This window comes from Streptomyces sp. NPDC037288 (genome assembly GCF_055603265.1).
Map to the genome: position 1 here is coordinate 1 of NZ_JBVJVY010000083.1, position 13163 is coordinate 13163.

A 13163-nucleotide genomic window follows, 5' to 3' on the forward strand; every position below is an offset into this window, starting at 1 on the left:
ACCGCATCATCCGGATCTGCGAACGCCAGGGCGTTCCCGTTCTCGCCGACCGTGCCTACATCGGGGCCGGCCCCTGGGTGACCACGCCGATCAGGCGACTCCCGCACCAGGACCTCAACCCGACCCAACGGACGATCAACCGAGCCCTGTCAGCGGCACGAGCACCAGTCGAACGAAGCGTCGCCAGACTGAAGTCCTGGCGCGTCTTCCGCAAAGCCCGCTGCAGCCCCAACCGCATGACGGTCATCGCCAAAGCCGTCCTCACCCTGGAGAGGCAACGCTGAAAACCCTCATTGAACTGTTTTCATCCTGAGGATGTGCAGGTCAGCAGGATGTGGACGGCTTGGACGGCTGTGCCTATACGGCGGGTGGAACAGCGGCTCTTCAATTACGCTGACCACCGCCGCATGACAACCGGTGTCCACGATCACGGGAAAGCCCCTCTGCTCGCGGAAGGTCTGCCGTCGGCAATCCAGGACCGGGCAGACCAGCTGTTCGACACGGACGCGGGCCACCACTCAGCGTCCACGGGCATGTCCCATACCGTCCGGCGGTGCAGCTGTGCACGTTCCCCGTCGACACCCCGCATACAGGGCAAGGCACCGGGACATCCCGCGTCCGGGCCCTGACCCGGACCACATCACTGCCACCCACAACACCCTCGACGACCAGCGTCAGCAAACCAGAAAATACCACGGCAGGTTGAAGTCAACCTGCCACATGGTCACAGGCACAGACGCAGCGCCACCACCGACTACGGAAACAGAGCCGCTCGTTTGGCAGATCCCACGACTTCGTTTTACCGCCCACGACCGGGCAAGCGTTCAACACATTTAGCACGTCCGTGGACTAGTGCCCTTGTCCAGCGCGCGTGGCAAGGCCCAGCGTATGGTTTTGAGCCGGGGGGACCCTCTTCTCGGCAAGTCGGGGTGGGGGTAAGTGATGACGATGCCGGATGCTGGCCAGAACTATCTGGTCGCCGGTGACGAGCAGGGGACGCCGGTATCGCCGAAGGTGAGCGGTGCCGAGCAGTTGGTACAGGCTCTGGAGCGAGCCGCGGTCGATGTGGTGTTCGGTATTCCGGGGGGCGCGATTCTGCCTGCGTACGACGCGCTGCTGCGCTCCCAGGCAGTGCGGCATGTCCTAGTCCGGCACGAGCAGGGGGCGGGGCACGCCGCCGAGGGATTTGCGCGGGCGACGGGCCGGGTAGGGGTCTGTGTGGCTACCTCGGGGCCCGGGGCGACGAACCTGGTGACGCCGCTGGCCAACGCCCGCCTGGACTCCACCCCTCTCGTCGCTATCACCGGCCAGGTGCCCAGTCATTTGCTGGGCACCACCGCGTTCCAGGAAGTGGATATCGCTGCTGTCGTCGGCCCGGTGACGAAAGGGGTCTTCCGGGTCACTCGGGCCGATCAGGTGGCTCAGGCGGTCACGGCGGCACTGGATATAGCGCTGGAGGGACGACCGGGTCCGGTCCTGGTGGACATTACCAAGGACGCACTGCAGGGCAGCGCCCCTCACCATGCCTCGGCTTTTTGCCCTGACCGCGCCTCCGCGCCCGACGGCCATCCACGGCGCGAACCGGACCCGCAGCGCGTCCGCCAGGCCGGCGACCTACTGCGGCGCGCCACGCGCCCGGTCCTGTACGCGGGCGGGGGAACGGTGGCTTCACAGGCAGACGGCGCCTTGCGTGAACTCGCCGAGTTGCTGGACGTACCGGTGGTGACCACTCTCATGGCACGCGGGATCCTCCCTGACGACCATCCGCTGAACCTTGGCATGCCGGGCATGCACGGGACTGTGCCGGCGGTGATGGCGTTGCAGCGGAGTGACCTGATTCTGGCCGTTGGGGCTCGGTTCGACGATCGGGTCACGGGCAGGATCGACACGTTCGCTCCCGGGGCAGAGGTCATCCACATCGACATCGACCCGACAGAGATCGGGAAACTGCGACACGCGCACGTGGCCCTGCACGCGGACGCCCGGGCCGCACTGACCGCTCTGACCGCCGCACTGCAGGGCACGCTACCGCGCCAACGGGCCCGTATGGCTCCTTGGTGGCGCACCCTGCAGCATTGGCGTACCGAGTGTCGGCCGGGAACCACCATGGATCCCGTGCCCGGCACCGTCACACCACAGGCAGTGTTCGAACAGCTCGCGGCTGTCTGCCCCGAACAGGCGGTGTTCACCACCGGAGTGGGTCAGCACCAGATGTGGGCCGCCCAGTTGCTGCCCGCCCGCAATGCGCGTTGCTGGATCACCTCCGGCGGTGCTGGCACCATGGGGTTCGCGATTCCTGCCGCGATGGGCGCGAAAATCGCTCTGCCGACAACAACCGTGTGGGCCATCGACGGCGATGGCTGCTTCCAGATGACCAGCCAGGAACTGATCACCTGCGCCACGGAGAACATTCCCATCAAAGTCGCCGTCCTCAACAACGGCTCTCTTGGCATGGTTCGCCAGTGGCAGTCCCTTTTCTACGCCCAGCGCTACAGCGCCACCACGCTCGGCCGTCGCGTGCCCGACATCGCCGCGCTCGCTCAGGCCATGGGATGCGTGGGGCTGCGCTGCACTAGTACGAGCGACATCCGCCCGACCCTGGAGAAGGCCATGGCGATCGACGACGTGCCCGTCGTCGTTGACTTCGCCATCAGTGCCGACGACATGGTCTGGCCGATGGTCCCCGCCGGCGCCTCCAACGACGACATCCTCATCGCCCGCGGCACCCGCCCCGACTTCGGCGACTCCGACTGACAGTGAGGATTAGCCATGGCACTGCTCGGGGGTCTGACTCTCCGGCTGACTGACGTTTCGGCTGTCCTTGTTGTGAATCGTCGGCCTGCCGGGCGGTGCCGCCTGGCGCGTGGCCGGTCGGGCGTCTGTGACTTCATAGGAGCCCCGCGAAAGGTCCGTCCGTTTGCCCGACCGGCACGTGCCCTCCCATCGGTGCGCCTCGGAAGGGCAGTACACAACAGCATGGCAGCACAGGACATAGTGTTGATCGGTGGGATCGACACCCACGCCGATTTTCACCAGGCCGCGGTCATCGACAGCATCGGCCGGCACCTAGCCACCGAGCAGTTCGAGACCACTCCGGACGGCTACCGCAGGCTGATGGACCGGCTGCGCTCGCACGGCGACGTCCTCGCCTTCGGTGTCGAGAGGACCGGCGCCTACCGCGCCGAGATCGCCCGGTTCTTGACCGCACACGGCATCACTGTGGTGGAGGTTGACCGTCCCGACCGCAAGGCCAGGCGGGACAACGGTACGTCCGACCCCATCGACGCCTGTGCGGCGGCGACCGCCGTGCTGTCCAGCCTGGCCGGCGGGACCCCGAAGGCGAGGAACGGGACAGTGGAGGCGATCCGGTCCCTGCGGGTGGTCCGCAAGAGCGCGTTCAAGGCTCGCACACAGGCGATCAACCAGATCCGCACCCTCATCGTCACTGCCCCCTCCAGCGTCCGCGACAAGCTGCGCGGCCTGTCCACGACGGAGCTGGTCGAGACTCTGGCCCGCTCCCGCCCCCACGGGCGAACTCGCCGACCTGGCCTGCGCGGTGAAGACAGCACTGCGCAGACTCGCCCGCCGTTACCAGGTACTCGACGAGGAGATCAAGGACGCGGACCGGGAGATCGGGCCGCTGGTCACCCAGGCCGCCCCCCCGGCTCATCGCCCTGCCCGGCGTCGGCCCGGAAACCGCCAGGCAGCTGCTGGCCAGCGCAGGTGACAACCCTGACCGGCTCCGCTCCGAAGCTGCCTTCGCCCACCTGTGCGGGGCCGCCCCCACCCCCGGCCTCCTCCGGCCGCATCAACCGCCACCGCCTCCACCGCGGCGGCAACCGAGCGGCCAACAACGCCCTGCACATCATCGTGCTGGTCCGCATGCAGTACGACCAGCTCACCCACGAATACGTCGCCCGGCGAACCGCTGAAGGCATGGTCAAGAAGGACATCGTCCGCTGCCTGAAACGGTTCGTCGCCCGCGAGGTCTACCGCCACCTGCCCCACGCGATCCAAACCCACTGAACCGCTCCGGCAGAGCGCTTGACGATCTATAGGAGCTTCACCCCTCGCGCCGACGCCACGCCTGTCCGTCGGCTACCCAGCCCACCAGAACACGTGAGGGACCACCCATGTCTTGTTTCCCCGGTGCGCGAGTGCCCCGCCTGGCACGTCGTGCCAGGCGGGGCATCCTGACCACCCCGCAGACCGACACCCTCGTCGAGGCCGTCACCGCACACTACCCACAACCGCAGTATGAAAACTGCACCTTCGTCCTGTGCCGCCTGGACCTCCCGCCGAACAGCAGCACCGGCTGGCACTACCACCCAGGCACCCTCATCGCCATCGTCGAGCACGGTGAACTCCACCACCGCGGGCCCGCCGGAGAAACCCGCATTTATCGTGCCGGAGACGCCTTCGTCGAACCGTCCGGCCCCGGGTACGTCCACTGCGGTACCGCTGGCCCTGACCTGCCGACCAGACTCCTAGCCCTCTACATCACCCCCAAGGGACATGCCCTGACTATCCCCGCATCAGCTCCTGAGTGACGTGACAGCAGTGCCGGTCAAGACCCGATGCCCGCCCTCACGAGTTGCTGCGAGGACGAGCACGTGTCCCGGATGAGCGCGCACGCCGCCGCGAAGGTCACGCGCCATGCCACCGCTCCCCACCCAGGCGATGCGCGCCAGGAACTCGGCGCCGAGGATGACGCCCAGGCCGGGCATGCTGGTGATCACCTCGAAGGTATGGTTCGGGAAGCCGAGCCTCGATGAGGGTATCGAGCTCGGCAACCTGCTGGTTGAGGGCCATGACCTCTCTCGCCAGCGTGTGGGCCATCTGGGCGGTCAGCTTCTCGCCCGGCAGGCTGGTGTCCTGGCGCTCGGCGACCTGCACTGCTGTCTCGGCGAGCTGTTCGGCGCGGAGGACCTTGCGGTTGCGGAGCCAGGTCTCCAGCCGCTTCGTGCCCAGTCGGCGGATGGCGGCCGGAGTCTGATAGCCGCCGAGCAGGCTCAGGGGCCCTGTGTTGGTGAGGTCGAGGGTCCGCTTCAGGCCGGGAAAGATGCTGGTGAGGTGGGCTCGGAGTGGGTTAACGGTCCGGATACTGTCGGCGACAAGGCTCCATGCGGCGGCTGGTGAGGATCTTGAGGTCGGTGGCAGTCTCGTCGCCGGCGCATCCGTTCGGCGAGCTCTGGCATGGCGCAGAACCTATCGCGAGGGGCATTGTGCGAAAGCTGTTTTGCGAGAGGTTGCGAGAACGAAGATCACGGGCAACCGGACAGAGCCTTGCCCAGCGCGGTCTTCAGCTCCTCGATCTCCGCCTCCGAGCCGCTCCTCCCGGCCCGAGCTACAGCGGCTGCCCACGGCGGCGAGACCGGCCTTGCCGGGCTCCAGGAACTGACCACGCCACTTAGCCACCGACGTCTGTGACGTCTTGTACTTCCGGGCCGCGTCAGCGACCGTCATCTCTCCGGACAGGACCGATAAGACGATCCGTATCTTCTGCTCCACCGGGAACCGCGGCGGACGGGACATCAGGCTCTCCTCGTACTCACGGGGGCTAAACAAACCCCTGTGCCAGAAAGTCTGACGCGCGGCACAACCATGCACGAAGCCGGATCAGCAAAAATTCAATCGGCCGCAGCATTGTGGAGAGAGGTTAATGCGGGTGACGCATAAGACTCGACCAGATCGGCCACTTCCTCTGCACAACCGTAGGAGAAGCTGAAACCGGACCCGCCGTGTCCGAAGTTGTGAGTGATATTGAAGCCGTAGTCGCGTGCTGCGCACACGTTCTCCAGCCGGTACGGGCACAGTCCAGGCTCGACCAGGCCGCCGAGTACCACTTCGTCAGTTCGCGGCACCACGAAGACCATGTCTTGCGCATGGCGGCTCTTGGCCATCACGCAGGCTGAGGGCCGACACCGTCAGGGAACAGAGCCCGGGGAATCCGCCATAATAGCCCGCGCAGCGGCACCATAGTTGCACCCGCAAGTTCGGCCGCGCCCATCTCAGCACAGTTGACGATCGCATCCACTCCGAAGGCTCGACGAAGCCGCGCCTCCTGAGGGAGGAGCGGGCCCGTCACCCGCTGCGCCGGTCCGCTGCAGCCGGAATACACTAGCTCCACCCCGGCCGCCACTACTTTCCGCCGCAACCAAGGAATGTACCGAGGAGTGTCAATGGCCGGCACCACGATGCGGTATCCCCCCACCACGCCGAACCGCTCTGGGACGGCCGCCAGTTCATCATCGGACAGAATCCGAAGCTCCCGGAGCACTCCGCGTTCCGACAGACTCGTGAGTTCAGCGAGCTTGCCCCGTTCCACCCGGTCGGTTTTCACCGGCGAGGTGAAATGGAAGTCGGCTTCTACCATGCGTACCCCAGTCTGTGGGCCCTGGGACGCGATTCGCTCGAATTCTTGGTAGGAGCTCACGCACCAAGCCTTAGACCTGGACAAAGACACACACGGTTGTCGCCTTCCGCTTGCAAGCCGCCTCCGGATCTTTCCTGACCGCGAGAAATCTTTGCTCACCGTGTCCAATCGTCGCGATCCGTACGCGCTCGACGGTCAGGGGTTCTGAAGTAAACGGTGTAACTGGGTTGGTCTCGTTGGTCAGATTCGGTTGTGTGTGAGGCGGCCGTCGAAGGCGATGTCGAAGGCCTGCAGGGCCCGCTTCCACCTGGTCGTCCATCGTTTGCGCCCGGTTCTGGTCGGGTCGAGGGGCATGACCGCGAGGTAGATGCACCTCAGGGCAGCGCTCTTGGTAGGGAAGCGACCGCGGGCCCGAACAGCCCGGCGTATCCGCGCGCGTTCACCGACTCGATGGCATTGGTGGTGCAGACGATCCCGCCGGATCTAGCGTCAGTGATCGTGGAGATCGTCTGCTTGGCACCTACGCCCCATAGACCTCGGCGAGGTGAGCGGATATCTCACCGAGGGTGAGGCCCTTCGCGGACAGGGGACAGCACCAACTGGCGTCGGTCAGCCGGCGCTGCCGCTTCTTGACGATCTGCTTGCTCGAACGATCCCTCGCGGTCCCGTGGCACCTCGATCTCGACCGGGCCGACGTCCGTGGCAACGGGCTTGGGTCGCTTGCCATTGCAGGAGTTACCGCCGTTTTTCCCACCGCATCGTGACGGTCATAGCAGAGGTGATCGTTCATCTCGCCTTCGAGAGCGGACTCCAGAAGCCGTTTCGTCAGCTGCTGCAGCAACCCGCCCTCACCGGTCAGCTGCAGGCCCTCCAACTGTGCTTAGGCCGCGAGCTCCTCGATGGACCAGTCATCGGCTGCCGCCGGCACAGGCCCCGACACGGGCGTCTTGATTAAGTTCTCGATGGTCACAAGTGCACTCTTCCTTGATCGGAATTACACCGCTTTTTCTTACAGTCCCTCACTTGTCACCATCGCGGGACAACGCCGATCGCCGGTCGTCGTGGCCCGGATGACCGCCTCGGGTGCCGTGCCAGCTGCCGAACCCAGCAAACTGATCCCGGCACGCGCCGCCAGATCGGACATCGCTGCCCTCACCTCGCCCCAACGGGGCTGGCGGATATTTGTTCAGCTGCGGGTCATTCATCTGATGTGCCGAGCGTCAACGCCAGGTCGTCATCACTCACGATCCGGGAGGGAAGGCAGACTCCGATTCCTGCGATCACCGCGCTTCGTGTAGTCATCTTGCTCCGCCCCGCTCTCCACCTTCGGTCGTGCACTTTCCAGTATTTCCGTTCAGGCCTCCGACAGTCCACCTCCTCAGGGGCCGCCTTGTATAGCCGTCCCGACAGTGAAAATGGTGCACTCCGGGCAGCTTTGCACTCTTGTGAAACGCGTCGTCAACAACGGAATCCCCGGGAGTCAAGTTGAGGAGCGGGATGCGATGATCTTGGTGTAGATCGTCTTGGGAGTCCTGCTGGTTGACACTGCTGCACCCTGTATCAAGGGGCTTCCGGTTCCAGCCGGAGCATCGCGTACGGGCTGGTAAACCCTCGTGAATAGGCCTCCTCCGGGTAAAGCCCGGAGCGGGACGGTTCGGTGCACGCGTTGAACGCCACCGCACTGGCTGCGGCTGGGCACGGCCCGCAGCGAGTTTGGGAGAACATTGCGCGGGTGATCGGCGGGTCGGGCGCTCCCCCCATGATGCCACCGTGCCGAGCGGCAACTTTACCCCAGTGGTGCCGTCCGTCGGCCACCGTGAGCAGAACGCGGGCGTAGCCGTCACGCGATGTTCAACGCATTCACGCCCCAGCGCCGTGTGCGGGTTTTACGCAAGCGCCGAGCCGCGGTTCAGTAGCCAGGTGACGGGTTGTGGCGAGGAAGTCCGAGCCTCGCGTGCAGACGGCGTACCCCCGCCAAAGCTGTAGCGGCACCGTCACGCGTCCGTGAAAGGAAGCCCCCGTGACAAGCACACTGGACAACTTCAGCACCCCCGAAAGCGGCCATCGCGCACGGGCACGCTGGTCGAATGACACCGCCACCGCTTACCCCCGCAATTCGAATATACCTGGGCTGTTTGCGGAACAGGTTGCAGCTAGACCCCACGCGACCGCAGTCTGCCAGGGCGAGGAATGGATAACTTACCTTGAACTGTACAAGCAGATCTGCGAGTTGGCCGACCGTTTGATCACCGTCGGGGTGAAGCCGGGCGACGTGGTCGGGACACTGCTGGAGCGTTCTATCGCCTGCGTGACGGCGGCGCTCGCGGTGATGCGGGCCGGTGCAGCCTACCTTCCGCTGGATCCGCACCAGCCCCGGCACCGCGTGCTGCAAGTGCTCAGGGACGCGAGCGTCTCAGCCGTGGTCACCATCGGGGCTCACAAGACACTGGTGGACGGACACGCCCGGGTGGTGGATGTTCATGCCCGGGCACCGCGCACCGGGGCGTCGGACCGGGTCCGTATCGGCCCGGACGATCCCGCCTACGTAATCTTCACGCCGGGTTCCACCGGCGTGCCCAAGGGAGTGGTGGTGCCGCACCGCAGCCCGGTACGGCTGGTGTCCCGGAGCGATGAGCGCCTCGCCCTGTCTGCACAAGACGTACTGCTGGCCACGACCAGTCCGACCATTGACGTCTCGTGCTTCGAGTACTTCGGGGCCCTGCTCAACGGGGCCCGACTGGTGCTGGCACAGGGGGACACCCTGCTGTCAGCTGATGCCCTGGAGGGGGTGCTACGCCGCGAGCACGTCACGGTGATGTGGCTCAGCGCGGGCCTATTTCACCAGATGGCCGAGGTACGCCCACAGATGTTCATGTCTTTGCGCTATCTCATCGCAGGTGGGGAGGCGCTGTCGCCCGAGGCAGTGCGCCGCATCCTGGCTCACGGCCGTCCCGGGGTCTTCCTCAACGGCTACGGCCCAGCAGAGAACTCGTCCCTGTCGACCGTGCACGCGATGACCGAGCTGGCCCCGGACGCCGAGACCGTGCCGATCGGCACACCGATGGCCAACTCCACCGCGTACGTGGTGCGCGAGGACGGCACCGTGGCCGAGCCCGGAGAGGTGGGAGAGCTGTGGGTCGGCGGTGACGGCCTGGCACTCGGTTATCTACAGGACCAGGACCTGACTGCAGCCCGGTTCGTGCCCGACCGGTTCGGTCCACAGACCGCCGGTGGTGCGGGCCGGTTGTACAAGACTGGGGATCTGGCCTGGTGGCGGGCAGATGGCGTGCTGGAGTTCCTCGGACGCAAAGACGCACGGTCAAGGTTGGCAGCTACCGCATCGAACTCGGTGAAATCGAGGTCCATCTCAGCGCCCACGGCCCCGTGCGCGAGGCCGCGGTTGTCGCACCGTGAGACGGCGACAACGATCGGCTGCTGGCCTGACTGACACGCCTGATCCCGTATCAACACCATCCACCACCCGTATGAAATCAACGGACCACGACGCCCGCCCCTCCCGGACTATGCTCTTCGAGGAGGACGCGGGTGCGCGCCGGTGCTGTTCTAGTGTGTGCGCCTGAAATTGTGTGCTTAAGTCTCTCGCTGATTATCGGTGGCTGGCGGAGTGACCTTGGTGAGGTAGTCGGCGAGGGATTTGAGGATCTCGTCGGCGGTCTTGGCCCAGGTGAAGGGCCTGGGGTTCTCGTTCCGCGAGTCGATCCAGGCCCTGATGTCATCCTCCAGCGCCTTCACCGAGGTGTGGACGCCGCGACGAATGAGCTTGTCGGTCAGCAGGCCGAACCACCGCTCGGCCTGGTTGATCCAGGAGGAGCCGGTAGGGGTGAAGTGGACATGGAAGCGGGGGTGCTTGCCGAACCAGGTCTTGATCTCGGGGGTGTTGTGGGCGGCGTAGTTGTCACACACCAGGTGCACATCAAACCCGGCGGGAACCACCTTGTCTATCGTGACCAGGAACTTCTTGAACTCGACGGCCCGGTGGCGGCGGTGCAGTTCACCGATGACAGTGCCGTCGGCGATGTTGAACGCGGCGAACAGGCTGGTGACGCCGTGCCGCAGGTAGTCGTGAGTGCGCCGCTCGGGCATGCCCGGCATCATCGGCAGCACCGGCTGCGAGCGGTCCAGCGCCTGAAGGCGATGCGGACCTCCTCACCGCGGCGTCGCCTTGTTGTAGGAGCTGGCGAGCGGGAAGCGGAAGGCCGTCACGATCGTGTACGGCACCTCAAGCAGCTCCAGGTCCTGGCCGATCTCGGCAGCGGTGGCCTTCCACTCGCCGCACCCGGCCTCCCGCCGGCCGGATGACGGTGTCCGGATCGCACCGCCCAGGTGCACCCCGCGGCGCTGAGCCACCACGGCGAACGTGTCGTAAGGCTGCGGAGCAGACCCGCCGCCGAAGGAACCGAGCGCGGAGACGGGTAGCAGCCCCGCCAGCCAGACCACCAGCCATGCGCCGTCACGTATTCGCCGCGAAACGGGACCGTCCCGCCGCCCCGGCACCGCACCAGCCACGACAGCGGCGCCCCGCCAGCGCCAGGGACAGCGTCGGATGCAGGCGATGCCAGGTGGACCAGTACACGAACAGGGTGACGACGAGCCCCATCGCACACAGGCCGAGATCGCCACCCTCATCCGCCGGCTCGAGGACGTGGCGGAGGAGACGTCGAGAGCGATCACACCGCGCTGCGGCTGCAGGGAGGCAACCTTGATCAGAGGGTGGGCAACCTAGACGCGAAGGTGAGCTACATCAGGGAAAGGGTCGATCACAATCAGGTGCAGATCGTTGAGCTGCTGACCCATTGATCGGGCGGGACCCAACCGCCAGCTGATCTTTCTGCGGCTGCGACCCGAACGTCTGCGCCTTTGGGGCGCAGCCGATGCGTACTGCTCCGGGCGCTCGCTCACTGGATCAAGGCACAGGGCTTCAGGGTGGCGGGCATGGCGCAATGAGACAGCGAGACGCGACGAGCGTCTGCGCACGGCGTTCGGAATCGACTCCCTCGCTGACGCTGGCGGTGCGTCGGGGGGCGATCACCGAGCGTCTGGACGTAATGAAAAGGGTTCTGTTCGCTCTCGCGCGTGCTCAGGGCGTTGACCCGAACGCCCTCTGAGCTCGCCCCTCGTATGGCTTGCGGCCCGCGAACACCTGGTGTGTTCGCGGGCCGCAAGCCGCACACGCGGAGGAGAGATGAAATTACCGGACAGGGTGCTGCGGCCTTGAGCGTGCGGTGCCTGCTGGCACACCGGTTCGCGAGGGGCCGATGTTCAGGTGGAGCTGACGCTCATTGACGAGACTGCGGCATCTATTGCACCGGTGAACGCGTCACGTCCCCATGAACCCTTGCTGCCGTGTCGGGTCCGGTGCCCGTGCCGGTGCCGGTGCCCTCGTCAGTGGTGGTGCCCATGCCCGTGTCGGTCCCGACGGTGCCGGTGCCCTTGCTGGTGTCGGTGCTGGTGTCAGTGCCCGTCGCGTCAGTGGTGGCACCCGCGCCTGTGCCGGCGGTGCCGGTGCCCGCGTCAGTGGTGGCACCCGCGCCCGTGCCGGTCACGTTCCCGGTCGCTCCGGTGTCGGTGCTGGTGCCCTTGCCGGTGCTGCTGCCGGTCCCGGCGTCCGCGTCAGTGGTGGCACCCACGCCCGTGCCCGCGTCAGTGGTGGCGTCCCTGCCGGTCCCGGCGGTGCCGGTGCCCGCGTCAGTGGTGGCACCCGCGCCCATGCCCGTGCGGGTCACGTTCCCGGTCCCTCCGGTGTCGGTGCTGGTGCCCTTGCCGGTGCTGCTGCTCTTGCCCTTACCGGTGTCCAAGGCGTGGGGCATGCAAGCCCCTGCTGTGGCCAGGACAGTACTGCAGTGATGACTCGGAGTGAGGAGAGGCGCCAAGGTGTCATTCGCATGTACGAAGGCAGGCGCGGTCTTGGCAATGGACGCTGCGGGGCCCGGTTCTGCTGCTGCGCCTTGCGGGGCTCCCAGCAGTCCGAGCACCCCTCCCGCAGCGACGCTCGTTGTGAACATGACGGCCATCAGCCGGCGCGAGCTGTCCTTCTTCATATGTGCCTTACCTTCCAATCAGATCAGGAAATCCTGTCCGCCCCAAAAAGGGGACGCACAATTAGATCTGGCACGTTTCACTCAATGATGGCCACATCGACTAAGCGGGTGAAAAAGAATTCTTCTGCTGCTTACGTTGGTCCGGATCCTTCCAGACCGGCTACATGTCGACCCATCAGACAATTAGAAGTTTCCCGGGTGGGTAAGCGGCAGACGAGGGCCGACGTCACCTGCGAGGGGCACCGTGAGGCATCTTCAGGCAAGCTGGCCTCATTTTGGGGGCTTCGAGCTTTTCAGAACAATCGACCAGATGACCATACCGGGAGCCTTTTTCACTTGTACGGCTGGAGGGTGGATGCCGGTGAAGCGTTGACGGTGGCGTGTCGACGGGGCACCCCGCTGCTTTGGAGAACCCTCGAACAGATCGCCGTCGACCTCGGCATCCGCACATCCACCGCCTGGCGCTGCGTAAACCACACGATCGAACAACTCGATGTCCATGCACCGTCGCTGACCGAGGCGCACACCGGCCGCCACACGGACGACTGCTGCTGGACTAGACCCTCGCCGAGGCCCACTGGGTAGCTGCCGCTGGCCACTTCTCCGAGCAAAGTCAGCCGCCAGATCGTGAATTGAGGCGCCCCGAAGTTTCCGGACAGTGGTCCCACTACGATGGGTCTGTTCGGAAAGGGAAGCTGGTTGTCGCAGAAACGCAGGAACTTCACTCC

General features: G+C 65.7%; 11 protein-coding genes and 4 pseudogenes. 5 read left to right on the forward strand and 10 right to left on the reverse strand.

The window, feature by feature from the left end:
- Positions 1-284 (forward strand): transposase family protein (locus ACZ7GZ_RS40130; RefSeq protein WP_471032352.1); only part of this gene is annotated, 284 nt, incomplete at its 5' end.
- 159 nt (positions 285-443) lie between these two features.
- Here ACZ7GZ_RS40130 and ACZ7GZ_RS40135 read toward each other — a convergent pair.
- Positions 444-696: pseudogene (locus ACZ7GZ_RS40135) on the reverse strand (ISL3 family transposase); the annotation flags it as partial.
- 246 nt (positions 697-942) lie between these two features.
- Here ACZ7GZ_RS40135 and ilvB point away from each other — a divergent pair.
- The 3 genes from ilvB (at position 943) to ACZ7GZ_RS40150 (ending at position 4550) form a co-directional block, all read left to right on the forward strand.
- Positions 943-2754 (forward strand): biosynthetic-type acetolactate synthase large subunit, encoded by a 1812-nt coding sequence (gene ilvB, locus ACZ7GZ_RS40140; RefSeq protein WP_471032354.1) that lies wholly within the window; start codon positions 943-945, stop codon positions 2752-2754.
- A gap of 222 nt (positions 2755-2976) precedes the next feature.
- Complete coding sequence (locus tag ACZ7GZ_RS40145; protein ID WP_471032356.1) at positions 2977-4026, forward strand: IS110 family transposase; 1050 nt, start codon at positions 2977-2979, stop codon at positions 4024-4026.
- A gap of 107 nt (positions 4027-4133) precedes the next feature.
- Positions 4134-4550: a cupin domain-containing protein gene (locus ACZ7GZ_RS40150; RefSeq protein WP_471032358.1), complete on the forward strand. Its 417-nt coding sequence runs from the start codon at positions 4134-4136 to the stop codon at positions 4548-4550.
- A gap of 135 nt (positions 4551-4685) precedes the next feature.
- On the opposite strand, the pseudogene ACZ7GZ_RS40155 reads toward ACZ7GZ_RS40150, so the two are convergent.
- The 5 genes and pseudogenes from ACZ7GZ_RS40155 to ACZ7GZ_RS40175 form a co-directional block, all read right to left on the reverse strand.
- Positions 4686-5170 (reverse strand): annotated as a pseudogene (locus tag ACZ7GZ_RS40155) (IS110 family transposase); the annotation flags it as partial.
- A gap of 38 nt (positions 5171-5208) precedes the next feature.
- Positions 5209-5535, reverse strand: coding sequence for a transposase (locus ACZ7GZ_RS40160; RefSeq protein WP_471032360.1), 327 nt, complete (start codon positions 5533-5535; stop codon positions 5209-5211).
- A gap of 95 nt (positions 5536-5630) precedes the next feature.
- Complete coding sequence (locus ACZ7GZ_RS40165; RefSeq protein ID WP_471032361.1) at positions 5631-5903, reverse strand: FAD-dependent oxidoreductase; 273 nt, start codon at positions 5901-5903, stop codon at positions 5631-5633.
- Positions 5903-6535 (reverse strand): FAD-dependent oxidoreductase, encoded by a 633-nt coding sequence (locus tag ACZ7GZ_RS40170; RefSeq protein WP_471032363.1) that lies wholly within the window; start codon positions 6533-6535, stop codon positions 5903-5905. Before ACZ7GZ_RS40170 ends, ACZ7GZ_RS40165 begins: the two co-directional genes overlap by 1 nt.
- Positions 6536-6616: 81 nt before the next feature.
- A pseudogene (locus tag ACZ7GZ_RS40175) lies at positions 6617-7256 on the reverse strand (transposase); the annotation flags it as partial.
- Between the two features lie 1140 nt (positions 7257-8396).
- Here ACZ7GZ_RS40175 and ACZ7GZ_RS40180 point away from each other — a divergent pair.
- Positions 8397-9824, forward strand: coding sequence for an amino acid adenylation domain-containing protein (locus ACZ7GZ_RS40180; protein ID WP_471032364.1), 1428 nt, complete (start codon positions 8397-8399; stop codon positions 9822-9824).
- Positions 9825-9967: 143 nt separating this feature from the next.
- Here ACZ7GZ_RS40180 and ACZ7GZ_RS40185 read toward each other — a convergent pair.
- The 4 genes and pseudogenes from ACZ7GZ_RS40185 to ACZ7GZ_RS40200 all read right to left on the reverse strand — a co-directional run.
- Positions 9968-10531: pseudogene (locus ACZ7GZ_RS40185) on the reverse strand (IS630 family transposase); the annotation flags it as partial.
- A 12-nt stretch (positions 10532-10543) separates the two neighbouring features.
- Entirely contained in the window at positions 10544-10903 is a 360-nt protein-coding gene (locus ACZ7GZ_RS40190) for a hypothetical protein (RefSeq protein ID WP_471032367.1), read from the reverse strand.
- A gap of 791 nt (positions 10904-11694) precedes the next feature.
- Positions 11695-12204, reverse strand: coding sequence for a hypothetical protein (locus ACZ7GZ_RS40195; RefSeq protein WP_471032369.1), 510 nt, complete (start codon positions 12202-12204; stop codon positions 11695-11697).
- A gap of 563 nt (positions 12205-12767) precedes the next feature.
- A partial coding sequence (locus ACZ7GZ_RS40200) for a hypothetical protein (RefSeq protein ID WP_471032371.1) occupies positions 12768-13163 on the reverse strand: 396 nt, incomplete at its 5' end.